The 26,120-nt window shown below is 45.1% G+C and carries 22 protein-coding genes; 6 read left to right on the top strand and 16 right to left on the bottom strand.

The features are described 5' to 3' along the window. Position 1: 1 nt before the first annotated feature. Genes AC13DA_RS02800 through def form a run of 12 tightly spaced genes read right to left on the bottom strand, consistent with a single transcriptional unit; the run spans position 2 to position 11,872 of the window. Complete coding sequence (locus AC13DA_RS02800) at positions 2–1,279, bottom strand: dihydroorotase (RefSeq protein WP_284451407.1); 1,278 nt, start codon at positions 1,277–1,279, stop codon at positions 2–4. Further along, a complete protein-coding gene (locus AC13DA_RS02795) occupies positions 1,276–2,250 on the bottom strand; it encodes an aspartate carbamoyltransferase catalytic subunit (protein WP_007144201.1) in 975 nt (324 codons plus the stop codon). The genes AC13DA_RS02800 and AC13DA_RS02795 overlap by 4 nt, the downstream gene beginning before the upstream one ends. Next, complete coding sequence (pyrR, locus tag AC13DA_RS02790; protein ID WP_284451408.1) at positions 2,247–2,771, bottom strand: bifunctional pyr operon transcriptional regulator/uracil phosphoribosyltransferase PyrR; 525 nt, start codon at positions 2,769–2,771, stop codon at positions 2,247–2,249. The genes AC13DA_RS02795 and pyrR overlap by 4 nt, the downstream gene beginning before the upstream one ends. Beyond that, entirely contained in the window at positions 2,768–3,187 is a 420-nt protein-coding gene (gene ruvX / locus AC13DA_RS02785) for a Holliday junction resolvase RuvX (RefSeq protein WP_007144199.1), read from the bottom strand. The genes pyrR and ruvX overlap by 4 nt, the downstream gene beginning before the upstream one ends. Beyond that, on the bottom strand, positions 3,184–3,744 hold the full coding sequence (locus tag AC13DA_RS02780; RefSeq protein ID WP_284451409.1) for a YqgE/AlgH family protein: 561 nt from the start codon (positions 3,742–3,744) through the stop codon (positions 3,184–3,186). The genes ruvX and AC13DA_RS02780 overlap by 4 nt, the downstream gene beginning before the upstream one ends. A gap of 7 nt (positions 3,745–3,751) precedes the next feature. Then, positions 3,752–5,134, bottom strand: coding sequence for a Trk system potassium transporter TrkA (trkA, locus tag AC13DA_RS02775; RefSeq protein WP_007144197.1), 1,383 nt, complete (start codon positions 5,132–5,134; stop codon positions 3,752–3,754). 9 nt (positions 5,135–5,143) lie between these two features. Continuing rightward, on the bottom strand, positions 5,144–6,418 hold the full coding sequence (locus AC13DA_RS02770) for a sigma-54-dependent transcriptional regulator (RefSeq protein WP_284451410.1): 1,275 nt from the start codon (positions 6,416–6,418) through the stop codon (positions 5,144–5,146). Further along, a complete protein-coding gene (locus tag AC13DA_RS02765) occupies positions 6,415–8,580 on the bottom strand; it encodes a sensor histidine kinase (RefSeq protein ID WP_040576319.1) in 2,166 nt (721 codons plus the stop codon). The genes AC13DA_RS02770 and AC13DA_RS02765 overlap by 4 nt, the downstream gene beginning before the upstream one ends. After that, positions 8,571–9,146: a DUF4390 domain-containing protein gene (locus AC13DA_RS02760; protein ID WP_237701185.1), complete on the bottom strand. Its 576-nt coding sequence runs from the start codon at positions 9,144–9,146 to the stop codon at positions 8,571–8,573. The genes AC13DA_RS02765 and AC13DA_RS02760 overlap by 10 nt, the downstream gene beginning before the upstream one ends. Further along, on the bottom strand, positions 9,124–10,437 hold the full coding sequence (gene rsmB, locus AC13DA_RS02755; protein ID WP_284451411.1) for a 16S rRNA (cytosine(967)-C(5))-methyltransferase RsmB: 1,314 nt from the start codon (positions 10,435–10,437) through the stop codon (positions 9,124–9,126). The genes AC13DA_RS02760 and rsmB overlap by 23 nt, the downstream gene beginning before the upstream one ends. Next, the gene (gene fmt / locus AC13DA_RS02750; RefSeq protein WP_284451412.1) at positions 10,430–11,359 is read right to left on the bottom strand and encodes a methionyl-tRNA formyltransferase; all 930 of its coding nucleotides are present in this window, start codon (positions 11,357–11,359) and stop codon (positions 10,430–10,432) included. Before fmt ends, rsmB begins: the two co-directional genes overlap by 8 nt. A 9-nt stretch (positions 11,360–11,368) precedes the next feature. Beyond that, positions 11,369–11,872 (bottom strand): peptide deformylase, encoded by a 504-nt coding sequence (gene def, locus AC13DA_RS02745; protein ID WP_007144191.1) that lies wholly within the window; start codon positions 11,870–11,872, stop codon positions 11,369–11,371. Positions 11,873–12,268: 396 nt separating this feature from the next. On the opposite strand from def, the gene AC13DA_RS02740 reads away from it, so the two are divergent. From AC13DA_RS02740 to topA, 4 genes are all read left to right on the top strand, one after another. Then, the gene (locus AC13DA_RS02740; protein ID WP_273179288.1) at positions 12,269–13,300 is read left to right on the top strand and encodes a LysM peptidoglycan-binding domain-containing protein; all 1,032 of its coding nucleotides are present in this window, start codon (positions 12,269–12,271) and stop codon (positions 13,298–13,300) included. Positions 13,301–13,318: 18 nt separating this feature from the next. Next, the gene (gene dprA / locus AC13DA_RS02735) at positions 13,319–14,422 is read left to right on the top strand and encodes a DNA-processing protein DprA (RefSeq protein WP_273179290.1); all 1,104 of its coding nucleotides are present in this window, start codon (positions 13,319–13,321) and stop codon (positions 14,420–14,422) included. A gap of 24 nt (positions 14,423–14,446) precedes the next feature. Beyond that, entirely contained in the window at positions 14,447–14,914 is a 468-nt protein-coding gene (locus tag AC13DA_RS02730; RefSeq protein ID WP_007144188.1) for a Smg family protein, read from the top strand. An 84-nt stretch (positions 14,915–14,998) separates the two neighbouring features. Continuing rightward, positions 14,999–17,281 carry a type I DNA topoisomerase gene (topA, locus tag AC13DA_RS02725; RefSeq protein ID WP_284451413.1) on the top strand — a complete coding sequence of 761 codons (2,283 nt, stop codon included), beginning with the start codon at positions 14,999–15,001 and terminating at the stop codon, positions 17,279–17,281. 20 nt (positions 17,282–17,301) lie between these two features. Here the strand turns inward: topA and AC13DA_RS02720 are convergent, their stop codons facing one another. The 4 genes from AC13DA_RS02720 to purE form a co-directional block, all read right to left on the bottom strand. Continuing rightward, the gene (locus AC13DA_RS02720) at positions 17,302–17,817 is read right to left on the bottom strand and encodes a hypothetical protein (protein WP_284451414.1); all 516 of its coding nucleotides are present in this window, start codon (positions 17,815–17,817) and stop codon (positions 17,302–17,304) included. Between the two features lie 15 nt (positions 17,818–17,832). Then, positions 17,833–18,138 (bottom strand): Rdx family protein, encoded by a 306-nt coding sequence (locus AC13DA_RS02715; RefSeq protein ID WP_284451415.1) that lies wholly within the window; start codon positions 18,136–18,138, stop codon positions 17,833–17,835. A 1-nt stretch (position 18,139) separates the two neighbouring features. Next, positions 18,140–19,279 carry a 5-(carboxyamino)imidazole ribonucleotide synthase gene (locus AC13DA_RS02710; protein WP_284451416.1) on the bottom strand — a complete coding sequence of 380 codons (1,140 nt, stop codon included), beginning with the start codon at positions 19,277–19,279 and terminating at the stop codon, positions 18,140–18,142. A gap of 113 nt (positions 19,280–19,392) precedes the next feature. Beyond that, positions 19,393–19,884 carry a 5-(carboxyamino)imidazole ribonucleotide mutase gene (purE, locus tag AC13DA_RS02705; protein WP_007144183.1) on the bottom strand — a complete coding sequence of 164 codons (492 nt, stop codon included), beginning with the start codon at positions 19,882–19,884 and terminating at the stop codon, positions 19,393–19,395. Between the two features lie 229 nt (positions 19,885–20,113). Here purE and gltB point away from each other — a divergent pair, with 229 nt between their 5' ends. Next, the gene (gltB, locus tag AC13DA_RS02700; protein ID WP_284451417.1) at positions 20,114–24,598 is read left to right on the top strand and encodes a glutamate synthase large subunit; all 4,485 of its coding nucleotides are present in this window, start codon (positions 20,114–20,116) and stop codon (positions 24,596–24,598) included. Positions 24,599–24,621: 23 nt separating this feature from the next. After that, positions 24,622–26,025, top strand: a complete 1,404-nt coding sequence (locus AC13DA_RS02695; RefSeq protein ID WP_007144180.1) for an FAD-dependent oxidoreductase — start codon at positions 24,622–24,624, stop codon at positions 26,023–26,025. Positions 26,026–26,120: the final 95 nt, after the last annotated feature.

Raw genomic sequence — 26,120 nt, 5'->3', positions numbered from 1 at the left:
CTTAATCTCGTTCATGAACTAAGCGACCATGAAATAAAGTATGGCTGACCTGGTGGTTAAATAACCAGCCTTCAAACGGGCTATTTTTACCGGCACTGACAAAGTTTAACGGTTGGCATTCATATTCAGAATCAGGATCAATTAAGCAGATATCGGCAGTAGCCCCAACTTTAAGCTGTCCTGAGTCGATACCCAGAATGTCTGCCGGGTTACAGGTTAGAGCAGCTAAAGCGGTGTGCAAATTAACCTCGTCATCTTCTACTAACTTCATTGTTAATGGTAATAAGGTTTCAAGACCAGAAATACCAGGTTTTGTTTCTGCGAAGGGGCCTAATTTGTCGTCTTTATCAAGTGGTTGATGATGGGAAGATATCGCTGAAATAACACCGTCACGGACACCTTGTTGCAGTTGCTCTCGGTCGCGGATACTGCGAAATGGCGGCAATACATGGCTTAACGCATCGTAATTACCCAGATCATGCTCGGATAAATGTAAATGATGGGCACTGACATCGGCGGTTACCGGTAACCCTCTATTTTGTGCATCACGAATTAATTTAACCGCTTTAGCTGTGGATAAATTATGAAAGTGAGCACGCACTCCGGTTTGTTCGATTAAGATCAAATCACGACTGACAGCAATGGTTTCAGCACTTTCTGCAATGCCTCCTAAACCAAGTCGTGAGCTAACTGCGCCCTCATGTACACAACCCTGGCTTTGTAACCATGGATCGGCAGGCGTGATAAAAACCGTCATATCGAGTGTGGCAGCATAAGCCATTGCTCTTTGTAAGATGACACTATTTTTAATCGGAGACAGTCCATTACTGATTCCGACACAACCAGCGGCTTTTAGTCTGGCCATCTCGGCTAATAATTCACTGTTCAAATTTTGCGTCATTGCGCCCATGGTCAATACCATGCTGCGACCGGATTTTTTAGCACGATCCTCAATGAGTTCAACTACAGTGGGATTATCAATCACCGGTGCCGTGTCGGGCGGTACACAGACCGTGGTGATGCCACCAGCGGCTGCTGACTTGGTTTCTGTGAGGATAGTGGCTGTGTGTTCCTGTCCCGGCTCACGTAATCTGACACTGAGATCAATTAACCCGGGGCAAACGATTAAACCGGTTGCGTCAATGGTTTTATCAGCCTCAAAGCCATCTAATTGCTCGCCGATAGCGATGACTTTTCCATCGCTGATATAGACATCCTGGCGGGCATCAAACTGGCTTGCAGGATCGATAACACGGCCATTTTTTATACGAATTTTCATGCTGGCAGCTCGTTTTGTTCTGATTGTGCACCCATAGCCATAGACATGACAGCCATTCTGACGGCGATACCATGAGTGACTTGTTCTAATATGACCGATTGCGGGCCGTCAGCCACCGAAGAGGCAATTTCGACGCCTCGATTGATTGGACCTGGGTGCATCACAATGGCATCCGGTTTCGCGAGTTTGAGTTTGTCGTCTGTTAGCCCAAAGCAGTGAAAATACTCCCTGGCGCTGGGGATTAAAGCCCCTTGCATACGTTCAAGTTGCAGACGTAGCATAATAATCACATCAACATCTTCTAAGCCCGCTTCCATATCGTGATACACATGCACGCCGAGCGTTTGGCAGTCGGCAGGCAGTAAGGTTTTGGGACCAATAACACGAATTTCACCAACGCCAAGTGTTGATAACGCTTGAATCTGTGAACGTGCCACCCGTGAGTGCAAAATATCACCGACAATCGCCACCCGCAGATCAGGGAAGCTTTTTTTATGGCGACGAATGGTAAACATATCCAGCATGGCTTGTGTCGGATGAGCATGACAGCCATCACCTGCATTAATGACACTGACGTGAGGTGAGACATGTTGGGCAATAAATTCAGCGGCACCGCTTTGATTGTGTCTGACAACAAACATGTCTGTGTGCATCGACTCAAGGTTGTGCAAGGTATCCAGCAGACTTTCACCTTTTGAAGTGGCTGAGGTGCTGATATTAAAATTCATGACATCGGCAGACAGACGTTTTGCTGCCAGTTCAAAGGTAGAACGGGTACGAGTACTGTTCTCAAAAAACAGGTTAACGATGGTTTTCCCCCGCAGGATGGGGACTTTTTTTACCTGACGATTGGTGATGCCTGAAAATTGCTCTGCCCGGTCCATAATTTCCGTCAGTAGTGGCTTTTTTAGTCCTTCAATCGTGAGGAAGTGGCGTAGCTGACCGCTTTCCGTCAATTGGTTGTTATTCATTCAGCCTTGCCTTTGTTTCGATATTCCAACTGTAATCCTGAGCTATTAGTGAGTTTGATATGTTGGCCTTTGGCGACTTCAACGGTTTTTCCGATGATATCTGCCTGGATAGGCAGTTCACGCCCATTGCGGTCAACCAAAACCACCAGCGTGACGCTGGCTGGGCGGCCATAGTCAAAAATCTCATTGAGAGCGGCACGAGTGGTGCGTCCACTATGCAGCACATCATCAACCAGAATCAGATGACGGCCATCTACGCTAAAAGGCAAATCCGATGGTGTCACCTGAGGGTGCATGCCAATGCGGGTGAAATCATCCCGATAATAGGCAATGTTAAGGGTGCCGAGTGGCGCGTCGAAAAAATCCTTACCCAGAATATCCTGTAAGGCTTTAGCTACCCATACGCCTCCGGTATGAATACCGACGAGTAAGGGTTGTTTTTCCGCGAATTTATCGCGAATATCTGCTGCCATATCATTGAGCAGGTTCTGAACTTGATTTTGGGTCAGTGCGATGGTCATTGTTGGTTCAGCCATGATTGAAGTATGAGTTGTGCAGATAACTGATCGACGTCACTGCGTTGACGAGAGTCCATTTTACTGCGGATTCCCATTTGGTCTAGTGCTTCGTATGTTGTCAGTCTTTCATCTTGCCATTCCACTGGAATATTAAATCGACCATTCAGTCGATTTCCAAACCGTTTAGCGGCGGCCGTCATTTCTTGTTCAGTCCCATCCATATTCAGAGGAAGACCGACGATAAGCAGATCGGGTTGCCACTCTTTCAGCAGTTTTTCTATTTGCGACCAGTCCGGAATACCATCACGTGCCTTGATTGCGGTCAGCGGGTTAGCTGTGGCCGTTAATTCCTGACCGACGGCAATGCCGATATTTTTCATGCCGAAATCGAAACCAAGTAAGGTCCTGGCTGCACTCATGAGTGGCCTGCAAAGTTAGACATCAGGTTAATATCAACGCCGATAGATTTAGCGGCTGCTTGCCAGCGCTGTTCGGCTGGTGTGGTAAATAATAACTCATGACTGGCTGGAACAGTTAGCCAGCTATTTTCCATGAGTTCCTCTTCTAGCTGACCTGCGGACCAACCGGCATAACCCAGGGTTACCAGGGCATTAGATGGGCCTTCATCGGTACCAATGGCTTCAAGAATATCAGTGGATGTGGTTAAGATAACATCGTCAGATAATTGCAGACTCGATTTCCAGGGAGATTGAGCCTGATCATGTATCACCATGCCCTGGCCTTTTTGTACCGGTCCCCCAAATAAAACCGGTGTGTTTTTTATGCTTTCGGAGGGGTTCTCAATATGAAGGTGAGATAAGAGTTCTTCTAACATGACACGGGTCGGTCGATTAATAATCAGGCCCATAGCACCATTTTTATCATGTTCGCAGAGATAAATGACCGAACGATAAAAAAATGAATCGGCCAGAGTAGGCATCGCAATCAGAAAATGGTTTTGTAATGAAGACTCCATAGCACTCCTAAAAGAAGGTAAAGCCAACCTGGAATAAACGTTCGACCTCTTTTATATAGCGTTTATTCACTAAAAACAAAATAACGTGGTCTTCAGATTCAATAATGGTCTCATCTTTAGCAATAATCACTTCTTCACCCCGTACAATCGCCCCAATGGTTGTACCCGGCGGTAAGTCGATTTCATCAATGCGGCGACCGACAACGACAGAGGAACTGCTATCACCATGAGCAATCGCTTCCAATGCTTCAGCAGCACCACGGCGTAGGGAGTGAACGGCGACAATATCGCCACGACGAATATGGGCAAGTAGACTACCAATAGTCGCCTGCTGAGGTGATAAGGCAATATCAATACTGCCACTTTCTACCAAATCCACATAGGCTGCCCGATTAATCAGCGATAAAACCTTACTGGCACCAAGTCGTTTTGCCAGCATGGCAGAGAGAATATTGGCCTCGTCATCATTGGTTAAGGCACAAAACAGATCGACTTTATCGATTTCTTCTTCGAGTAACAGCTCTTCATTGGCGACATCGCCTAACAGCACAATACTGTTGCTCAACTCTTCTGACAAGAACTCAGCGCGATCGGGGTTGGCTTCGATTAGTTTGATTTGATAATCATTTTCTAAGGCTTTTGCCAGGCGGGCACCGATATTACCGCCGCCAGCCAGCATAATACGCTTATAGGGTTTTTCCAGACGACGCAGTTCGCCCATGACAGCACGAATGTCTTTGGTGGCGGCGATGAAAAAAACTTCATCATCGGCCTGAATCGTAGTGTCACCGGTGGGCGTGATAGGGTGACCATCACGGAAAATAGCGGCAACCCGGGTTTCTGTTTTCGGAATATGTTTGCGTAAATCACGCAGTGGATGCCCGACCAACAGACCGCCATGAAAAGCTTTTACAGCGACAAGCTGCACTTTACCTTCAGCAAAATCTAATACCTGTAAAGCATTAGGATGGCTGATAAGTCGCTGGATATATTCCGTGACGATTTGCTCAGGACTGATCAGCATATCAATGGCAATCGCCTGAGGGTTTTCTTTATCAAATAATTGTGGCGTCGACAGGTAGCCTGTTGAGCGAATACGGGCAATTTTGGTGGGCGTGTTGTAGAGCGTATGACAAATCTGACAGGCCACCATATTGGTTTCATCACTGTTGGTCACCGCTAGAATCAAGTCAGCATCTTCAGCGCCGGCCCGGGCCAACACATCGGGATGAGAGGCTTGTCCCTGAATCGTTCGAATATCGTAATGATCCTGCAGTTTGAGTAAGTTAGTGCTGTCTGTATCGACAAGGGTGACATCATCGTCTTCGCGAGCCAATGTTGCCGCCACAGAAGCGCCGACTTGACCGGCTCCGAGGATCAGAATTTTCATAGTCGATTCCTAAATCTGTTTGGTGTCTATACCAAGAGAGCGAAGCTTTCGATAAAGATGTGTTCTTTCCATGCCAGCCAGTTTAGCCGCTTTACCTACATTGCCGTCTGTTTCTTGTAATTTACGTAAAAGGTAAATGCGCTCGAATTGTTCTCTGGCTTCACGCAGAGGTAATTCAAAGTTAATAGTTTCATCACCATTTTCGATAGCTTCAGCTTCTGAGGCGAGTGCAAGATCGACATCTGCGACATCAATATCTTCACCATTCCCCAGTACTAATAAGCGTTGGATGACATTTTTCAATTCAAGAATATTGCCAGACCATTCATGGTTCCTGAGGCGGTTTTGTGCGGCAACAGTGAAACGACGGTATGGTAGGCCTGAGCGGGTGGTTTGTACGTCAACAAAGTGATGAACAAGCTCTGGAATATCTTCAATATGATCACGAAGTGGTGGTACTACCAGAGTGATGCTATTGAGTTGATACAACAGGCTCTCCAGAAAGTCACCGTTATCGACGGCTTTTTGTAAGGAGTATTGTGTAGCGCAAATCAGCTGACACTGCTGTAATTTATGACTCTCCAACAGGTGTAATAACAGTGCCTGAGCTTCATCACTCAGCAAGGCCAAGTCATGGATATACAAACAGTTATTTTTAGCTAATGAGGTAATCTTCAGGCTATCTAATGGAAAGCTTTCTGGGCTTAATTCAATAAATTTACCGCCTGAGAATTGACCCAGGCTATGTAAATAATGCGAAAAACAATGTTTACCCACCCCAGGCTCACCTACCAGCAGAATAGGCATTTCATGTTTCGCAACGCGTTCAACTTGTTCACGCAATAATTTTATCTGCTGACTTTTACCCACAGGAATCTGTGCCAGTTCTTTTTGTATGCTGGCTTGTTTTGCTCTATTTTCGAGGGCTTGCTCAACACCGCGCAGAAGTTTGGCCGTCGACAGCGGTTTCTCAATGAAATCACTGGCGCCCAGCCGCGTTGCTTCTACGGCGGTTTCTATCGTGCCATGGCCGGACATCATCACGATAGTGACATTTTTATTTTGTTGTTTGAATTCTTTTAACAAGCTAATACCATCGATATCCGGCATCCAGATATCGAGCAGAATCAGATCAGGCTGTTGTTCGTTAAAAATTTGTTGTGCTTCCTGCCCATCAGCAGCAATTCTGACTTCATAGTTTTCGTCTTCCAGAATGTCTTTGATTAGCTCGCGAATATCCGGCTCATCATCAACAACAAGAATCAGGGGTTTGTCATTACTCACGACGGAGACTCCTCCAATGGCAATCTTATAATTATACTCGTTCCTTCTGGATCCAGATTTTCCGCCCAGACATCACCACCATGTTCTTCGATCATTTTTTTAACGATAGCTAAGCCAAGCCCGGTGCCTTTATGTTTCGTCGTGGCGTAGGGTTCGAATAATTTATCAATAATAGAAAAGGGGATGCCAGGACCGTAATCCCGAACAGAAATTTCAAGCCAACGACGTTGTTGGTGAGTAAGTGGATGGTAACTGATAACGATATCGACAGGAAGTTGAGCGTCCTCACAAGCTTCGATAGCGTTTTTCAATAAATTATGCATGACTTGCCGAAAACGATTGACATCAATTTTGACCGCCACACTTTCCGGACTGTTTAACAGCGTGAACTGATGATTCGGATTACTCTGATACATGGTGAGCACTTCTCGAATCAGTTGACCGATATCATAGGACTGTAATTGTAATGCCGGCGTGCGCGCATACTCGGAGAATTCATTCACCATTTCTTTCATCGCTTCAACTTGTTGAATGATGGTATTGGTGAGTTTATCGACCACTTCGACCTGCTCCTCGGGCACAATCGCTGCGTATTTTCGTTGCAGACGTTCCGCTGACAGCTGAATCGGTGTTAAAGGATTTTTTATTTCGTGAGCCAGACGCCGTGCCACTTCCCCCCAAGCGGCATTACGCTGGGCTTGTAGCAGTGTAGTGATGTCTTCAAAGACGATAACCCAGCCACTATTATTGGGTAATTCAGTACCATGGCAAATTAAGGTTTGGTTGCCGTTTTGTTTTTGTAGTTCTACCTGTTGTTCCCAGGCAATACCTTTGACAGCGCAACGTTCGATCATTTCGCAGAACGTTTTCATGTTTTTGTTAATTTCAGCCAGCTTGGATAAAGGGCTTTCCAGACGTTGCTGGAGCTTAACACCGAGAATTTTGCTGCTGGCATTATTGGCTGTATGCAGATAAAGGCGTTTATCCACGGTGACCACGCCACTGGATAAGCTGCCAAGGACGGTAGTTAGGTAACTTGTTTGTTGTTCCAATAAGCGATGACTACGCTGTGACGCATTGCGGGCATGGGTTAGCCTTTGTGTCATCTGGTTAAACGAGCGAACCAGGAAGCCAATTTCATCGTGGCCTGAGGCCGTCAGTTGCATATTGTAGTTACCGGAAGCCACCGCTTGTGTACCTTGCGCTAGTTCTTGTAGCGGCTCGACGATACGTCGGGATATCCAGATAGCAAACCAGATAGACACCAGAATGGTTAAAAACACAATCAGGCTTAAGGTCAGTGTAAACACGGTAATTAAAGGTTTTCTGAGATAACTTAACTCTTTGTAATCAGAGTAAGCATCTTGCACGGTTTTACCGAGCTCACTTAAATGATCATTGATCGGAAACAACACATTGAGAATTCGTTCTTCGGCTAAGACAGACTTTTGTGGAATTCTGACAGCGGCCCGCAGTTGGAGCTTGTCATTTTCTGAGGGGTCCATGCCGATATAATCTTCACCCTGAAGCAGCTGATGCATGATGGTATCGTTAGGTCTGTTCGGTACCATAATAGTTGGACTTTCAATACTCGACGCAATCGGTTGTCCATCTCTTGCCCAGATACTAAGCTCCAGTGCGCCACTCAATTGCGTTAAATCCCGTAAGCTGTGTGATAGCTCGCTATCGGGTAGTTCACTAAGAACACCAGCCATCATCCTTGTTTGGCGTAGCAGGGTTCGCATGCGGATACCAAAAGCGGTACGGCTTAACTCCAGTGAATCATTCAGTGCTTGTTCTACTTTGACATCAAACCAGCTGTTAATACCACGATGCAGGAAGTGAATCGAAAAGCCGTAAACAATCGATGTGGCAACTAAAATCAATAAAACAAACAGGCTGACCAGTCGGACGGTAAGCCGCGATCCCGCCTCATGTTTTTTAAAGTCGCGATATAAACGAAAGAGGCTGCGAGCAAGAATGCCCACCAGTAATAATAGACAGGCAACACCAATACCAAAGATAACCAGAAAGAGGTCATTCAGCCGTGAACTATCTTGAGTAGCCGCGCTTAGCAAATAGGCGAGAACAAGCAGTAAAAATGCGAGAGAGAAGTATGGTGCTGTACCTGAGCTAAGTCGCTTGATAAGACTTATAGCCATACTGCTTGAACCCATGGACTGGTGAGTTGCCATTTGTCAGAGATTAAGGCTCCAGGACGCATTGGAGTTGGTAAGGCATTGAGATCCAATCCACTGCGAATTTCCAGAATCAGATTTTCCGTATCTTCGGTATATTCTGGTGGCAGCGAGAGCGCATTAATATCGCCCAAGGCTTTTAGAGCACCACTCAAACTAGGGAAGTTTTGTTGTTCATGAGTATCGAGTGACTCCACAATATATTGCTCTGATAATGCGTGGTAACGAAGCTCATAGCTCAGAGTGCTCTCCCATAAGGTGGTTTCCCATTGCCAGAAGCTGCCCAATATTGGCATAGCATCAATTAGCCGAAACTCTTGCAAAAAGGTAATGGGTACGCCATTTTGCAGGGCTTCAATCACTCGTGGTGTTAATGGGTAATTAATTTGAGCCGTCAGCACATAGGCATTACCAATGGGATGAACAACCGGGTTATTGACGCTAAAAACAGTGGCATTGGCTGATGTTTGAATAAACAACCATAAGAAAAGAGACAGGAATAGACGCTTACTTACGGCGAAGGCAGGCATAATAAAAACCGTCCATAACATCATCACCAGGCAGTCTCTGGTAGCCGAAAGGCCTAGCTGTCGCTGGTGTCGAAGAGAGTTTGACTTCTTCAGCATCTGGATGTCGTTGTAGAAACGCTTCAATTTGCTGCTCATTTTCTTTTTTAAAGGCAGAGCAGGTAGTGTAAACCATTAAACCATCGGCTTTCAGCAGTGGCCACAAATTATCTAATAAAGCCTGTTGTTTACTGGCCAAAGTATCGATATCTTCTGGATGACGTAGTAGTTTTATGTCCGGATGGCGGCGAATGACACCACTACCCGTGCAGGGTGCATCGATAAGGATGCGGTCAAACGCTTGTCCGTTCGACCAATGGTTGGTGTCTGCGGCATCGGCAGCAACTAATGTGGCGTGTAAACCAAGCCGATCCGTATTTTGTTGAATTTGCAGTAAGCGATCAGATGATATATCGATAGCTGTGACGTCATTTTCAGGAGAGGTTTCAAGAATATGGCATGTCTTACCGCCGGGCGCAGCACAGGCATCTAACACGCGCTGTCCTGGCTTTATATCCAGAATCGTTGTGGCTAGTTGGGCTGAGCCGTCTTGCACAGAAACCCAACCTTCTTCAAATCCCGGTAGTTTATATACATCGCAAGGTTGGTCCAGCAAGATACCCTGGTCGGTGGCTTCAATAATTGAGGCAGCAATCTGTTCAGACTGTAACTGCTGAAGATATGCTTCACGTGAAACTTTTTGCTGATTAACCCGGAGCATCATCGGGGGCTGTTTATTATTAGCGTTGGTAATATCTTGCCAGCTTTCAGGCCAGTCTTGCTGGTATTGTGAGAGTAACCAGCTTGGATGCCCGTAATTAGCTGGGTCATTTGCCAACAGCTTCTGTTCGATCTGTTCTTGTTGTCTTAGATAGTTTCTCAGGCAGGCATTTAATAAACCACCCGCCCAGACTTTTTTCAGTTTTTTACTGGCATCCACTGTTTCAGAAATAGCGGCATGATCCGGTGTATTTAAAAAACGTAACTGTAAAATACCGAGTATTAATAGTTGCTCAATATCTTTGTCTTTAGCTTTAAAGGGTTTTTTTATCAGCTGGTGGACGATAAATTGCAGAGTCGGGTAATGACGCAAACTGCTATAGCAAAGCTGTTGACAAAAACCACGATCTTTTTCATCAACATGAGGCAAATACTGAGCTAAGGCCGTATTGAGAGAACGTTGCTGAACGACTACTTCATTCAAAATGAGTGCAGCATTCGTTCGGGCACCTTTAGTGGGGTTAGGCTTAGCCAAAATGATCGCCAACTTTCATGGTGTTTGCATTAAGGAAATCCTGCACAGACATCGCACGTTTACCGGGTAACTGTAGCTCAGTGATGCGAATAACACCGTCGCCGGTGGCAACATCAATCCCGACTTTATCGACCTTAATAATTTGACCTGCTGGTTGCCGTGTTTCTTCTTTCACTAATTGTGCTCGCCATATACGAAAAATGGCATCGTGCCAGATCGTCTGCGCTACAGGCCAGGGGTTAAAGGCATTGATTTTACGAAGAATATCTTGAGCTGAAAGTTGCCAGTCAATATCGGCTTCTTTTTTATCTAATTTGCTGGCATAGCTTGTCAGATCGTCATTTTGTGGTTTGGCATTGCGTTGGCGTTGCTCAATATCCTTGAGAGTTTCAACTAAGGTTGTGGCGCCCAATATTGCGAGACGATCATGAAGTACCTGGGCAGTATCTTCTTCGGTAATTGGACAACGCGCTTCAGAAAGAACGGGGCCGGTATCAAGGCCGGCTTCCATTTGCATGATGCAGACACCGGATTCTTTGTCGCCGGCCAAGATAGCTCGTTGGATAGGCGCTGCGCCACGCCAGCGGGGAAGTAGAGAGGCATGCACATTGATGCAGCCAAGCTTGGGCGTATCCAGAACGACTTGAGGTAACAATAAACCATAAGCAACAACGATCATCAGATCCGCCTGGTAGCCGGCTAGGGTCTGTATCGCGTCATCGGTTTTGAAGTTAACAGGCTGCTCTACCGGAATATTATGTTCGAGAGCGAGTTGTTTAACAGGACTGGCTGTTAATTTACGTCCACGACCTGCGGGGCGATCAGGCTGGGTATAAACGGCGCAAATTTCATGCTCGGTATTGATTAAAGCTTTCAGTGTTTCTGCGGCGAAAGCCGGAGTACCGGCGAAAATAATGCGCATCCAAGATCCTTATAGTTTTTGTTTTTGGTGTTTTTCTAAGCGTTTTTTTATGCGTTCGCGTTTTAGGTTACTCAGATAATCAACAAATAATTTACCATCGAGGTGATCAATTTCGTGTTGAACACAGGTCGCCAGAAGTCCTTCGGCAGAAAATTCAAAAGGTTCACCATCTCGGTTCACTGCTTTTATGGTTACTGTGTCAGCACGCACAACGGTTTCATAGGCCTCTGGCACGGATAAGCAGCCTTCTTCATATTCTCGTTCACCTTGCTTATCAAGTATTTCTGGGTTGATAAGGATGAGTGGTTCTGATTTGTCTTCAGAAATATCGATAACTATCAGGCGTTTTTGTACATTCACCTGATTGGCGGCAAGACCTATTCCTGGCGCATCATACATCGTTTCTAGCATGTCGTCGGCAAGTTGACGGATGTCATCAGTCACTTCCTCTATGGGCTCAGCTTTTTTGCGCAGCCGTGGATCGGGGAAATGGAGAATATTTAAAATGGCCATGAGTAATACCTGTCAGGATGATTTACTGCTTTTACAAACCTTATATTGTAGTCTGCCAGCGCCTTATTGAAAATATAATGAATTTTGCTTGATCCCGATTAGTCATTGGTGACGGTGAATCAAAACCTAAGCAAACCAGCTATGGCGTCATAAACCGAGCCTGTTAACATTTTTTTGAGTTTTTTCCCGGTATCCTTGTGCTGAATGCGACAGTTAGACTCAATGACTAGTTTCAGCGCTGAGTCTCAAATTACTTGCCGGAGTTTACTTGTTGTCTAAAAATGATTAAGTTTGACGCTGGTAGCAATACTTGATTAGTCATACCGCATATAACACACTATTTAAAGTTGCCCATTACAGGATTGGGGCAAGATTAAGGTCCATGAGGATGGTTCGATGATAAAGCGCATAGCGATTAGTTTAATTTTTGTTTTGCTGAGTAACCCTCTGCTGGCCAAAGAAGTGGAGCTTAATCCAGACCATCCACAACGATATACGGTTAAAAAAGGCGATACCTTATGGGATATTTCAGGCATGTTCTTAAAATATCCGTGGCACTGGCCTGATATTTGGTATGTGAATCCGCAAATTGAAAATCCCCACCTGATCTATCCTGGTGATGAATTATCTCTCAGTTATCGTGATGGCAAACCGGTCATTGAGATTAATCGTGGTAAGCGTAGTGTGAAGCTGTCGCCTGAGGTTCGAGAAACGATTTTAGATAAACCCATCCTGACTATTCCGCTATCGGCAATTGGCCCATTTTTATCCAAACCTCGCGTAGTGGGCGATGAAGTACTCAATGATGCACCTTATGTTGTTGCCAGTGCCGATGAACGTCTTATCTCAGGCGCGGGCGATTATGTTTACGTAAGGGGTATCACAGACTCGGATAGTAATACATATAGTCTTTTCAAGGGTGGCAAAGCATATAAAGATCCTGACACTGGCGAAGTATTAGGATACGAAGCAATCTATCTGGGGGATGCTGAAACAATGACTCAGGGGGATCCGGCCAAAGTCAGCTTGACCTACACAAACAGAGAAATTCAAATTGGTGATCGCTTATTAAAAGTCGAAGATGACGACTTTGATCTTAATTTCATTCCTCGTGCCCCTGATAAGCCGTTAGATGGACGTATCATTTCTGTTTTTGATGGTGTTTCTCAAATAGGGCAATATCAGATAGTTGTTCTAAGTTTAGGCAAGCGCGATGGCTTGCAAACAGGAAATGTTTTATCCGTCTATCAAGCTGGGGAAACGTTAAAAGATTCAGTGTCAGTTGATCGCAAGGACACGGTGACATTACCTGATGAACATGCTGGTGAAGCTATGGTATTCAAACTATACGACAAAGTCAGTTATGCCATTGTTATGAAAGCCACCCGTGCTATGCATGTGTATGACAAAGTGAAAAGCGCCCAATAAAAGGACTTATTCAGCGGAATGATAGCTAACAAGCACAGTGAATTAGCTTGTTGGATTGCTCTACAGCGAGTGCCAGGGATTGGCCCGGTAACATATCAAAAACTGTTGCAACAGTATGGCAATCCGCAATACATATTAAATAACCCAGGCCAAATAACTGGCTTCAATGATGAACTGGTAGAGAAGTTACGCCATCCCGACTGGCAACAAGTTGAGCAAGATTTGCTCTGGTTGGAACAAGATAACCGTTACATTCTGACCATTGAAGATGAACGCTATCCAAGTTTGCTCAAAGAAATTACCGATCCACCTTGTTTACTCTATGTTCAAGGTGATGTTTCATTATTAAACGACTGGCAGCTTGCGATTGTGGGCAGCCGAAACCCATCGCCGTCAGGCAGAAATACGGCGTATGACTTTGCTCACTACCTGGCTGAGGGCGGTTTAGTGGTGACGAGTGGGCTTGCAATGGGGATCGACGCTGCCGCACATAAGGGCGCCCTGAGCAAGGGGAAAACAATAGCGGTTGTTGCTACAGGTCTTGATCGTGTTTATCCTGCCCAGCATCGTCAACTAGCCTACGATATTGTAGAAAACGGTGCGATGGTGTCAGAGTTTCCGTTAGGTACTTCACCACGACCAGAGCTATTCCCGAGAAGAAACCGAATCATCAGTGGATTATCGCTAGGAACCCTGGTGGTTGAGGCCGCATTAAAAAGTGGTTCTCTAATCACAGCCAGAATGGCAATGGAGCAGTCACGCGAGGTTTTTGCTATTCCCGGTTCGATTCATAACCCTTTATCCAGAGGCTGTCATCAGTTGATCCGGGATGGGGCAAAGCTGGTAGAGACGGCGCAGGATATTATTGAAGAGTTGGGTGCGCTGGCAGGAATCAAGACTCAACATGAAGACACTAAAGACAAAACAGAATCCACACATGAAAAAGACGGTGACTACCAAGTGTTGCTTAATCATCTTGGATTTGACCCAGTTGCCATAGACAGCCTGATAGAAAATACTGGATTGACGGCTGATGCTGTTTCATCCATGCTGTTATTACTTGAGCTAGAGGGCGTGGTTGAGTCATTGCCCGGCAGCCGTTATGTTCGGACGGGTTCCTGAACCAGGCTTATTAAAGAGAGTCAGATGAAAGAAAATGTCATTGATGTGTTGTTATATCTATTTGAAACCTACATCGATACGGAAGAACGAAATAAACCTGATAATGAAGTGTTAGAGCTTGAATTAGAGCAGGTTGGTTTTCAGGAATTAGAAATTCATAAAGCGCTGGAATGGTTAGATAATATGACCGTGGCCGCTGATCAACCTCTCAAACGGCACGCCACAATGCGCGTGTTCAGTGACAATGAGCTGGAACGGTTGGATGTGGAGTGCCGAGGTTATTTATTGTTTCTGGAACAAGTGGGCGTTTTAGACGTCGAAACTCGGGAGATCGTGCTCGAACGAGTGATGGCGCTGGATACAGAAGAGATTGACCTTGATCAGCTTAAGTGGGTTGTGCTGATGGTGTTGTTTTATCAGCCTGGAAGGGAAGTCGCTTTTGCCTGGATGGAAGACTTGGTCTTTGAAGACATGGAAGCCATCGTTCACTAGACTAAAAATAGAATAAGAAACTTCAACATTGCCCGTCTCAACGGGCTTTGTTTATATGTGCGTAGGTTTTTGGTATCGGGGAAAATGGGAAAAAAACTAGTCATCGTTGAGTCGCCAGCCAAGGCGAAAACAATCAAAAAATATCTCGGTAAAGATGTCGAAGTCTTAGCTTCTTATGGTCATGTGCGTGATTTATTACCAAAAGAAGGGGCGGTTGATACTGCCAAAGATTTTGAGATGAAATACCAAGTTATCGACCGTAACAGCAAGCATGTCGATGCGATTGTAAAAGCGATGAAAAAAGCTGATGCCCTTTATCTCGCGACTGACCCTGATAGAGAAGGGGAAGCCATTTCCTGGCATCTGTATGAGTTATTGAAAAAGCGCGGCGCTCTGAAAGACAAAGAGACACACCGTGTCGTTTTCCACGAAATTACCAAACAAGCGGTAAATGACGCCGTTGCCCACCCTCGTGAATTATCCATGTCGCTTGTTAATGCACAGCAGGCCAGACGCGCCTTGGATTATCTGGTTGGTTTTACCCTGTCTCCACTGCTTTGGAAAAAGGTTCGACGCGGACTTTCTGCAGGAAGGGTACAAAGTCCAGCGTTGAGAATGATCGTTGAGCGTGAGCTTGAAATAGAAGCTTTTGTTGCGAAAGAGTATTGGAGCATCGAAGCTGATGCGAGTGCTGATAAAAACGATTTCCAGGCCAAGCTGACCTATTTCGAAGGTGAGAAACTCAGTCAGTTTAGTGTGACGGATGAAAAGCAATCGGCAAAGGTTGTAAAGGCATTAGATAAAGCCGCACAAGGTAAGTTGCTGGTTTCCAATGTTGAGAAAAAACAACGCAAACGTAACCCTGCAGCACCGTTTACCACATCCACATTACAGCAAGAAGCATCACGCAAACTAGGTTTTGGTGCCCAGCGTACTATGAGCATTGCTCAACAGTTATACGAGGGTGTAGATACCGGAGAGGGCGCGGTTGGTTTAATCACCTATATGCGTACTGACTCTGTCACCTTGGCTCAAGAAGCTTTAGATGAAATACGTGGATTCATTGCAGAAAAATACGGCCAGAAAATGGTTCCTGCAAAACCACAAGAATACAAAACGAAATCAAAAAACGCGCAAGAGGCGCATGAAGCGATACGTCCGACTTCTGTGCTTAGAACGCCAGAAGATATGAAAGCTTATCTTTCTGCCGATCAGTTAAAGCTTTATACACTTGTCTGGCAACGTACTATGGCGAGTCAAATGATTCATGCAACCCTGAATACGGTTGCTGTCGATTTGGCTTGTGGTAAAGGTAATACTTTCCGTGCAAATGGTTCGACGGTAGTCAATCCAGGCTTTATGAGTGTGTATCTGGAAGATAAAGATGATTCTGCCGCCAGCGACAAAGACGAAAAACTGCTGCCTCCGATGGAAGTCGGCCAAGTTGTTGAATTAAAAGCGATCAGACCTGAGCAGCACTTTACTGAACCACCACCCAGATATAGTGAAGCCAGCCTGGTCAGAAGTCTGGAAGAGCACGATATTGGCCGACCATCAACATACGCGAGCATTATTTCTACACTTGTTCAGCGTGAATACGTTGAAATTATCAATAAACGTTTTCATCCGACTGACGTGGGTCGTGTGGTGGGTAAGTTTCTTGTCGATCACTTTACTAAGTATGTCGACTATAACTTTACCGCTGAGTTGGAAGATGAACTTGATGCGGTGGCCAGAGGCGAAGAAGAATGGGTGCCATTACTGAGAAAGTTCTGGGGACCGTTTAAAGAACAAGTCGAAACCAAGGATAAAGAAGTTCAACGCAGTGATGTGACACAAGAACTGCTAGATGAAGACTGTCCTAAATGCGGTAAAAAACTCTCCAGCCGTCTTGGCCGGAGTGGGCGTTTTATTGGCTGTACTGGTTACCCAGAGTGTGATTACACCCGTAATATTGATGGTGAAGAAACCACTAATAATGAACCTGAGGTGGTTGAGGGCAGGAAATGTCCAAAATGTGACTCTGATTTATGGATACGAACTGGACGTTATGGGAAATTCATTGGTTGCTCCAGCTATCCTAAGTGTAAACATATCGAATCATTGGAACAGCCGGCCAACACTGGTGTTGAATGCCCACAATGCCATAAAGGCGAGATTCTGACGCGTAAATCACGTCGAGGAAAAGTCTTTTACTCTTGTTCAGAGTATCCTGATTGCGACTACGCTTTATGGAATGAGCCACTGAAAGAACCTTGCCCGAAATGTAGCTGGCCGATTCTGACACTAAAAACGACTAAAAGTCGTGGTACAGAGAAAGTCTGTCCACAGAAAGACTGTGATTATTCAGAGAAAGTTGAAAGCTAAATCACTCATCCGGTGATAACTTATTTAAGTTGTTGCTGGATGCTAATCACTAGTTGTTTGGCTTTTTCGGCTTCTTCTAAGGCTTTCTGTTGGCGGGCCTCGTCATTTTCCAGCAGACCATTTTTCAGATCCAGACCGATGTAAATCAGGTTCTCATAGATAGCAAACAAAGGGGCACTTGGCTGTTTTTCTAAAAACGCTTTATTGTGTTCAAAATCGCGACTGTATCTTATCTTCATTGACATATATTCAGGTGTCCATTTATGGTTACGGTACTGAATAAAGTCATAAGTATTGTTGGACTGTTTTGCTTGCTGATAGTGTTTAAGTAGTTGTTCTTGAATGCTTATGTAGCTGTTGGCCATTTCATTGGCGTATTCATTAATATTTTTACTACTTAATTCTGTTGCTTCGTTTTGTTTGGGTGAGTGTGGAGCTGTTGTATTTGTACTATCACAGCCCAGCAAAAAAAGCGTGAGCAGCATGGAAATGCCCGCTTTAAGAAGTAGGTGCATAAAGGTGTTATCTGCACGCATAGTCTTCACCTCGTCTTAAGATTGAATATCAGAGCTTGGTTTCTTATCACTATGACCCAAAGACCTATCAGGAGCGATGATATCACGCACCAGTTGCTTTAACTCTGTAATCTCAGGAAAGCGGCCTTGTTCTTTTCGCGACCATAGTAGTTCATCATTCGCTCGCACTTCGAAAAGACCACCTGTTGCCGGAATCAACGTCAGTGAAGTGATTTCATCATCAAATGTTGTCAACAGTTCTTGTGCCATCCAGCTGGCTCTCAGTAACCAGCGGCACTGTGTACAGTAACTGATGGAAATATGATTATGTTTAGTCGTCAAATCAATCTGCTTTTAAATTTTCAAAACAAGTGTCGGCTTGCTGCATCGCTTGATCAACGGTTTCAGCCAGAACATTGAAGTGTCCCATTTTGCGACCAGGTCGTGCTTCTTGTTTACCATATAAATGCAGTTTGATATTTGTTTCTGATAGTAAGGTTTCCCAGTGAGGCTGACTGTTACCCCATACATCACCTAATAAGTTCACCATAACGACCGGGGTTATCAGGTCACAATCTCCGGCAGGTAAGCCGCATAACATACGAACTTGCTGTTCAAATTGTGATGTGTGGCAGGCATCAAGTGTGTAATGCCCTGAATTATGAGGGCGGGGCGCTATTTCATTAGCAATGATTTCGCCTGATTGACTGACAAAAAACTCTACAGCCATCGTGCCTACGTAACCTAGTCCTTTAGCAATATCATTAGCCATTTGAATGGCCTTTTGCGCTTGTTCAGCAGCGACGGAGGTGGGGACTGTGGTTGTATGCAAAATACCATTCACATGGACATTTTCTGCAACTGGAAAATTAATAATGGTGCCGGTTTGACTTCTGGCCAGAACCACAGAGATTTCTTTATCCAAATCAATTCGTTGTTCTAAAACACACTCTTTTTCACCTAATGCTTCAAATCCGGCATAAACATCTTCAATCGTTTTGCAAGGGATTTGGCCTTTGCCATCGTAACCAAAGGTCGCTACTTTGAGGATAGCTGGAAAACCAATGACTTTTTCAGCTTCTGCGATATCTTGTTGCTGACGGATGGCGAAAAAAGGCGCTGTTTGAATGCCGAGAGAGGCGATGAAGTTTTTCTCAACATTACGGTTTTGTGTTGAAGCCAAGGCTTTGGATGATGGATGAACAATAGTTTTTTGCTCAAGAAAAGCTAATGTCTGCGCAGGAATGTTCTCAAACTCAGTAGTGATGGCAGCACACAGCTTTGCCATATCATCTAATGCTTTTTCATCATCGTAAGCAGCACAGATATGCTGATCAGCAATAACACCAGCTGGACTTTGTGGATCAGGATCGAGAACCACAACCTTATACCCCATGATTTGAGCAGCAGAGGTAAACATGCGGCCAAGTTGACCTCCACCCAGCATACCTAATGTTGAACCGGGTAAAATCTGTGTATTCATCATTGACCTCATTTTAATGTTAGCGAGTCGAAAATAAGCGTTGTATTTGATTATCGGTAATTAGCGCTTGAGATTGATTAAAAAATAATCAACAGGCTTTATTTATCCATGTACTATTGGGGAGGTAGGGTCATCTCAACAACGGTTTGGTGTTGTTTTTTGCGAAACGCATCCAGTTTCGCTGCCAGATGAGCATCATTCACGGCGAGTTGGGCGATAGCAAACAATGCCGCATTAGCTGCGCCAGCTTCACCAATCGCAAATGTGGCGACGGGAACGCCTTTAGGCATCTGTACAATCGATAACAGTGAGTCTTGACCTTTAAGATACTTGGATGGGACTGGAACACCTAAAACAGGAACGATAGTACTAGCGGCAAGCATACCAGGTAAGTGCGCTGCGCCACCTGCACCTGCTATAATGCAAGCGAGTCCCCGCTGTTGGGCCGTTTCTGCGTATTCCGTCAATAAGTCTGGCGTGCGATGAGCCGAAACAACTTTGGCTTCATAGCTGATGCCAAATGCTTCTAGTTGCTCAACTGCTTTTTGCATAACGGGCCAGTCACTGTTGCTGCCCATGACGACACCGATTAAGGGTTTGTCCATGATCGTTCCGTTGTTCTCGTCAAAAACAGTGCATTTTAGCTATTTTATTGAAAATAGGAAAATTTAACGCTCATATTTTGCCAAGGAAGGTATCGTAATAATTGAATGGCAAGGTATCCATCGTTATAATAGATGATCCTTTCTGCCGTATTTGGTCAACGCTCCTCGAAGATGATTTCCGAATACCGCCGGGCTATCCGACGGGTGAGCAGTGACGGCGCTAACTAATATGAAGGTACGTGACGTGAGTCAGCCAACAGAAATGAATCAAGGTCTCTATAGACCGCAATTTGAACGTGATAACTGTGGTTTTGGCCTAATCGCCCAGATGGACGATAAAGCTAGTCATTGGTTAATCGAAACAGCAATTGAAGCCTTAGGCAATCTTACCCATCGCGGCGCTATTGGTGCTGACGGAAAAACGGGGGATGGCTGTGGTTTACTGCTGAAGAAGCCAGATAGCTTTTTCAAAGCCATTGCAGAAGAGCTCGGCTATAACTTATCTGCTTTATATGCAGTGGGTATGGTTTTTCTTTCGCAAGATGAAGCGAAAGCGGAATTTGCGCAAAAAGCTGTTGCTCAGAACTTAGCTAAGCAGGGATTAGAGGTTCTTGGCTGGCGAGATGTGCCAGTAGATCCTGAATCAGCCTGTGGCCAACAAGCATTGACGTCACTGCCGGTGATGCGTCAGGTTTTTGTAAATGCTGGCGAAGGCATGTCTGAAGCTGATTTTGAGCGTCAACTCTACATTGCTCGTCGTCTTGCTGAAAAAGCCGTGACCGATGACAGCGACTTCTATATCCCGACTTTGTCTTCGCATGTTGTCTCGTACAAAGGTCTGGTGATGCCGTCGTACCTGCCGGTATTTTATAAAGATTTGAATGACAAACGCATGGAAACATCCGTGGCTGTTTTCCATCAACGTTTTTCAACCAATACCTGGCCGCAATGGCGACTTGCTCAACCTTTCCGTTACCTTGCTCACAATGGTGAAATCAACACGGTTCAGGGTAACCGTAACTGGGCTCTGGCACGTGGTGCCAAGTTTGCCACTTCTCTGATTGAAAATATGGATGACATTCGTCCATTAGTTGGCACTTCAGGCTCAGATTCATCCAGTATGGATAATATGCTGGAAGCTTTATTAGCGGGCGGTGTGAGTCTATTTCGTGCGATGCGTTTGATCATTCCACCTGCATGGCAAAATGATCCAACCATGGATGCTGATTTAAAAGCATTTTATGACTACAACTCTATGCACATGGAGCCATGGGATGGTCCTGCTGGTGTAGTAACTACTGACGGTCGTTATGCCGCCTGTACCTTGGATAGAAATGGCCTGCGTCCAGCGCGTTACATCATCACTAAAGATCGTCATATCACATTGGCTTCTGAAGTCGGTGTTTACAAATATGAACCAGAAGATGTTATTGCTAAAGGCCGTTTGAAGCCTGGGCAAATGCTGGCTGTTGATACACAAACAGGTGAGTTATTGATGCCGGAAGACATCGATAACATGCTGAAAACTGCTCAGCCATACCGTGAATGGTTAGAAAATAATCTGCAAAGATTGTCTGATGCGGCTGATGATGAAACTGGTCCAACACTTGAAGGTGATGAATATCAGGTTTATGAAAAGTTATTCAATATCACGTTTGAAGAGCGCGATCAGGTCATCCGCGTTTTAGGTGAAGTCGGCCAGGAAGCGATTGGTTCAATGGGCGACGATACCCCGTTCCCTGTTTTATCCAAACAAGTCCGTTCGGTTTATGACTACTTCCGCCAACAGTTCGCGCAAGTTACCAATCCGCCGATTGATCCACTTCGCGAAAATATTGTGATGTCACTGGAAACGTGTTTCGGTGAAGAACGCAATATGTTTGAAGAAGGTGAAGACCATGCACAGCGTGTTGTGGTTGATTCACCGGTATTGTCTGAGAGCCAGTTCCGCCAGTTATTGGCAATGGGTAAAGACAATGCTGAATACGAGTCAATCATTTTATCCTTGAACTATGATCCTGCTGTCGGTCTTGAAGCCGCTATAGATGCGCTTTGTGATAAAGCGATTAAAGCTGTTGCTGACGGTACAGTGGTGATTGTGCTCAGTGATCGTGATATTGCCAAAGATAAATTGCCAATTCATGCTTTATTAGCAACGGGTGCAGTGCATCAGCGTCTGATTCAAGCTGGTTTACGTTGTGACGCTAATGTCATTGTAGAAACGGCAACAGCACGTGATCCACATCATTTCGGTACCTTATTAGGTTATGGTGCGACGGCGATTTATCCATATCTTGCCTACGCTTGCCTGAACGACATGATTCATACCAATGAAATTAGAGACTTGGATCGTGCAGAATTGTGTCGCCGTTACCGTAAAGGTATCAATAAAGGCTTATTTAAAATTACCTCAAAAATGGGTATTTCCACGATTGCAAGTTATCGTGGCGCCCAGTTGTTTGAAGTGGTTGGTTTAAACGATAGTATCGTTGATAAATGCTTTACAGCCACCACTAGTCGCGTCAGTGGTTCGACTTTCGCTGACCTTCAATCAGATGATGAAAAACTGTCAAAACTGGCTTGGAATCAACGTAAAAAGCGTGGTCAGGGTGGTTTGCTCAAGTTTATTCATGGTGGTGAGTATCACGCCTACAATCCAGACGTTATTGCGACCTTACAGAAAGCGGTTCAAGGTGGTAACTACGATGATTATAAAGCCTATGCCGAACTGGTTAATGATCGGTCACCAATGGTGTTACGCGACTTAATGAAGGTCAAACTGGCTGATAAGCCACTTGAATTAAATCAGGTTGAAGATATCAGCAATATCCTGAAACGATTTGATAGTGCGGGTATGTCATTGGGTGCATTATCTCCAGAAGCGCATGAAGCCCTTGCTGTGGCAATGAACAGACTGGGTGGCCGTTCAAATTCTGGTGAAGGTGGTGAAGATCCGGATCGTTTTGGTAATGAACGCGTTTCAAAAATCAAACAGATTGCTTCAGGTCGCTTTGGCGTAACGCCTCACTACCTGGTTAATGCAGAAGTGCTGCAGATCAAAGTAGCGCAAGGGGCTAAACCAGGTGAAGGTGGACAGTTGCCTGGTGGCAAAGTTAATCAAATGATTGCCACATTACGTCACTCAGTGCCGGGTGTGACATTGATTTCACCGCCACCGCATCATGATATTTATTCAATTGAAGATCTTGCTCAATTGATTTTTGACTTAAAACAAGTCAATCCAGATGCGCTGGTCTCTGTGAAGCTTGTATCACAGGCGGGTGTGGGTACAGTCGCTGCTGGTGTGGCCAAAGCTTATGCTGACTTGATTACTATTTCTGGTTATGACGGTGGTACTGGTGCAAGCCCGCTGACCTCAGTGAAATATGCTGGTGGACCTTGGGAATTAGGTCTGAGTGAAGCACATCAGACATTGCGTGCTAATGACCTTCGTGACAAAGTCCGTTTGCAAACAGACGGTGGTCTGAAAACCGGTCTTGATGTGATTAAAGCGGCGATTTTAGGTGCTGAAAGCTTTGGCTTTGGTACAGGACCAATGGTGGCGCTGGGTTGTAAATACTTACGTATTTGTCACTTGAATAACTGTGCAACGGGTGTTGCAACACAAAATGAGAAGCTGCGTACACAGCACTTTATTGGCTTGCCACAAATGGTAATGAACTACTTCCAGTTTGTTGCTCGTGAAACACAAGAGTGGTTAGCTAAATTAGGTGTAGTAAGTCTGCAGGACTTAATTGGTCGTACAGATTTACTGGAGTTATTGCCAGGTGAGACAAGCAAACAACATAGCCTGAATCTAGCGCCGTTGTTGTCATCTGCAGGTGTACCGGCTGACAAACCGCAGTTCTGTCTAGAGCCTAAAAATGAACCTTATGATAAAGGTGAACTGGCTGAACAAATGGTGGCGGATATTAAAGAAACCATTGTTAATAAAACAGGTGGTGAGTTTAGCTACCAGGTTCGCAATGTTAACCGTTCTATTGGTGCGCGCTTATCGGGTGAAATTGCCAAGCTTTATGGTAACTATGGTATGGCTGATAAACCTATCCGTCTGAAATTGACCGGTTCTGCAGGTCAAAGCTTCGGTGTATTCAACGCCGGTGGTCTTGAAATGTATCTGGAAGGTGACGCCAATGACTACGTTGGTAAAGGTATGGCTGACGGTAAGATTGTCATTTATCCTTCGCCTGAAAGTGAGTTTGAAACACAGGAAGCCAGCATCATTGGTAACACATGTCTCTATGGTGCAACAGGTGGAGCGCTGTATGCTGCGGGTCGTGCTGGTGAGCGTTTTGCTGTTCGTAACTCAGGTGCCACGGCCATAGTAGAAGGTGTTGGTGACCATGGTTGTGAGTACATGACTGGCGGTGTTGTCGCTGTATTAGGCGAAACAGGACTGAACTTTGGTGCTGGTATGACAGGTGGTCTCGCATTTGTATTAGATAGTGATAATACGTTTGCTGAGCGTTATAACAAAGAACTGGTCGAGCTAGTTAGAATCGACAGCCCTGAAATGTCAGAGTTATCACTCTATCTCAAAGGTATGATTGAAGATCATGTCCGTGAAACGGGTAGTGTGTGGGGACATCAATTGCTGGATGCGTTTGAACAACGCATTAAAGAATTCTGGTTAGTCAAACCTAAAGCAGCAGCAATCGATGGCTTGTTAAAACTTGCTACTAAAGCGGCATAAGTCCAGAGACTAAGATAATAATTATGGCAAAAAATACATTTCAGTTTTTAGATGTGGGGCGTTTTGACCCAAAGAAGCTTGATGCTGACGTTCGGATCAAACAATTTGGCGAAATTTATGGCAGTTTTGACTCCGATTCTTCAGCAGAACAAGCAGACCGCTGTTTAGAGTGTGGTAATCCTTACTGTGAATGGAAATGTCCTGTTCACAACTATATTCCTAACTGGTTGAAATTGGTTAGTGAAGGCAATTTAGAAGAAGCTGCTGAGCTATCTCATGCGACTAACACCTTGCCGGAGATCTGCGGCAGGGTATGTCCGCAAGACCGTCTGTGCGAAGGTGCATGTACATTAAATGATGGTTTTGGTGCGGTGACTATCGGTTCTGTAGAAAAATACATCACCGATACTGCGCTTGAGCAAGGCTGGCGTCCAGATATGTCTAATGTGACAGATACTGGTAAGCGTGTTGCCGTCATCGGTGCTGGCCCAGCTGGTTTGGGGGCTGCTGACGTACTGGTACGTAATGGTGTCAAACCCGTTGTGTTTGACCGTTACCCAGAAATCGGTGGTTTGCTGACCTTTGGTATTCCAGAGTTTAAGTTGGAAAAGCAAGTTGTGAAGCGTCGCCGTGAAGTACTCGAAGGCATGGGCGTTGAATTCCGCTTAAACACAGAAGTCGGTAAAGATGTTGATTTTCAATCCTTAATTGATGAATACGATGCCGTATTCCTGGGAATGGGAACATATACCTACATGAAAGGCGGTTTTCCAGGGGAAGACTTGCCCGGCGTTTACGAAGCACTGCCTTTCTTAGTCGCGAACAATAAGCACCTGTTAGGTCTTCCTTCCGATGACTATGTATCAATGGAAGGCAAACGTGTGGTTGTATTAGGTGGTGGTGATACAGCGATGGACTGTAACCGTACCTCTATCCGTCAAGATGCTGCCAGTGTGACTTGTGCCTACCGTCGTGACGAAGAAAATATGCCGGGTTCACGCCGAGAAGTAAACAATGCACGTGAAGAAGGCGTTCAGTTTTTATGGAATCGTCAGCCGGTAGAAATTGTGGGTAATGGTAAAGTAGAAGGCGTAAAAGTTGTTACAACTGCTTTAGGCGAAGCTGATGAACGTGGTCGTCGTCGTCCTGAACCCGTGCCTGGTAGTGAAGAAATTATTCCTGCTGATGCCGTTGTTATTGCGTTTGGCTTCCGTCCAAGCCCGGCACCATGGTTTGAGAAATTTAATATTTCGATTGATGACGGCGGCCGTGTTGTGGCACCGGCTGAAGCAGCCATTAAGTACCAAACAACTAACCCAAAGATTTTTGCCGGTGGTGATATGGTACGTGGATCTGATCTGGTTGTTACTGCGGTGTGGGAAGGTCGACAGGCAGCAGAAGGTATTCTGGATTTCTTAGACGTATAATCACTGATCTACATCATTAAACAATAAGGCTTTTTCATACAGGGATAGGGCTTCCTGTATGATGAAGCCTTTTTTATATCTATCATTCTTAAAAA

The organism is Methylophaga sp. F-2 (assembly GCF_056859315.1).
Note: the sequence above shows the minus strand (reverse complement) of the source record. Positions and strands in the feature narration are given on the sequence as shown.

What these genes read in the sequence shown, in the direction of transcription:
- gltB (WP_284451417.1), top strand. Translation starts at nt 20,114, where the DNA reads ATGAAGGTACGTGACGTGAGTCAGCCAACAGAAATGAATCAAGGTCTC.
- def (WP_007144191.1), bottom strand. Translation starts at nt 11,872, where the DNA reads ATGGCCATTTTAAATATTCTCCATTTCCCCGATCCACGGCTGCGCAAA.
- AC13DA_RS02710 (WP_284451416.1), bottom strand. Translation starts at nt 19,279, where the DNA reads ATGAATACACAGATTTTACCCGGTTCAACATTAGGTATGCTGGGTGGA.
- AC13DA_RS02765 (WP_040576319.1), bottom strand. Translation starts at nt 8,580, where the DNA reads ATGGCTATAAGTCTTATCAAGCGACTTAGCTCAGGTACAGCACCATAC.
- trkA (WP_007144197.1), bottom strand. Translation starts at nt 5,134, where the DNA reads ATGAAAATTCTGATCCTCGGAGCCGGTCAAGTCGGCGCTTCTGTGGCG.
- pyrR (WP_284451408.1), bottom strand. Translation starts at nt 2,771, where the DNA reads ATGACCATCGCACTGACCCAAAATCAAGTTCAGAACCTGCTCAATGAT.
- AC13DA_RS02720 (WP_284451414.1), bottom strand. Translation starts at nt 17,817, where the DNA reads ATGCGTGCAGATAACACCTTTATGCACCTACTTCTTAAAGCGGGCATT.
- AC13DA_RS02800 (WP_284451407.1), bottom strand. Translation starts at nt 1,279, where the DNA reads ATGAAAATTCGTATAAAAAATGGCCGTGTTATCGATCCTGCAAGCCAG.
- ruvX (WP_007144199.1), bottom strand. Translation starts at nt 3,187, where the DNA reads ATGAGTGCAGCCAGGACCTTACTTGGTTTCGATTTCGGCATGAAAAAT.
- AC13DA_RS02740 (WP_273179288.1), top strand. Translation starts at nt 12,269, where the DNA reads ATGATAAAGCGCATAGCGATTAGTTTAATTTTTGTTTTGCTGAGTAAC.
- topA (WP_284451413.1), top strand. Translation starts at nt 14,999, where the DNA reads ATGGGAAAAAAACTAGTCATCGTTGAGTCGCCAGCCAAGGCGAAAACA.
- AC13DA_RS02760 (WP_237701185.1), bottom strand. Translation starts at nt 9,146, where the DNA reads ATGCCTGCCTTCGCCGTAAGTAAGCGTCTATTCCTGTCTCTTTTCTTA.
- fmt (WP_284451412.1), bottom strand. Translation starts at nt 11,359, where the DNA reads ATGCGCATTATTTTCGCCGGTACTCCGGCTTTCGCCGCAGAAACACTG.
- purE (WP_007144183.1), bottom strand. Translation starts at nt 19,884, where the DNA reads ATGGACAAACCCTTAATCGGTGTCGTCATGGGCAGCAACAGTGACTGG.
- dprA (WP_273179290.1), top strand. Translation starts at nt 13,319, where the DNA reads ATGATAGCTAACAAGCACAGTGAATTAGCTTGTTGGATTGCTCTACAG.
- AC13DA_RS02795 (WP_007144201.1), bottom strand. Translation starts at nt 2,250, where the DNA reads ATGAATAACAACCAATTGACGGAAAGCGGTCAGCTACGCCACTTCCTC.
- AC13DA_RS02730 (WP_007144188.1), top strand. Translation starts at nt 14,447, where the DNA reads ATGAAAGAAAATGTCATTGATGTGTTGTTATATCTATTTGAAACCTAC.
- AC13DA_RS02780 (WP_284451409.1), bottom strand. Translation starts at nt 3,744, where the DNA reads ATGGAGTCTTCATTACAAAACCATTTTCTGATTGCGATGCCTACTCTG.
- AC13DA_RS02695 (WP_007144180.1), top strand. Translation starts at nt 24,622, where the DNA reads ATGGCAAAAAATACATTTCAGTTTTTAGATGTGGGGCGTTTTGACCCA.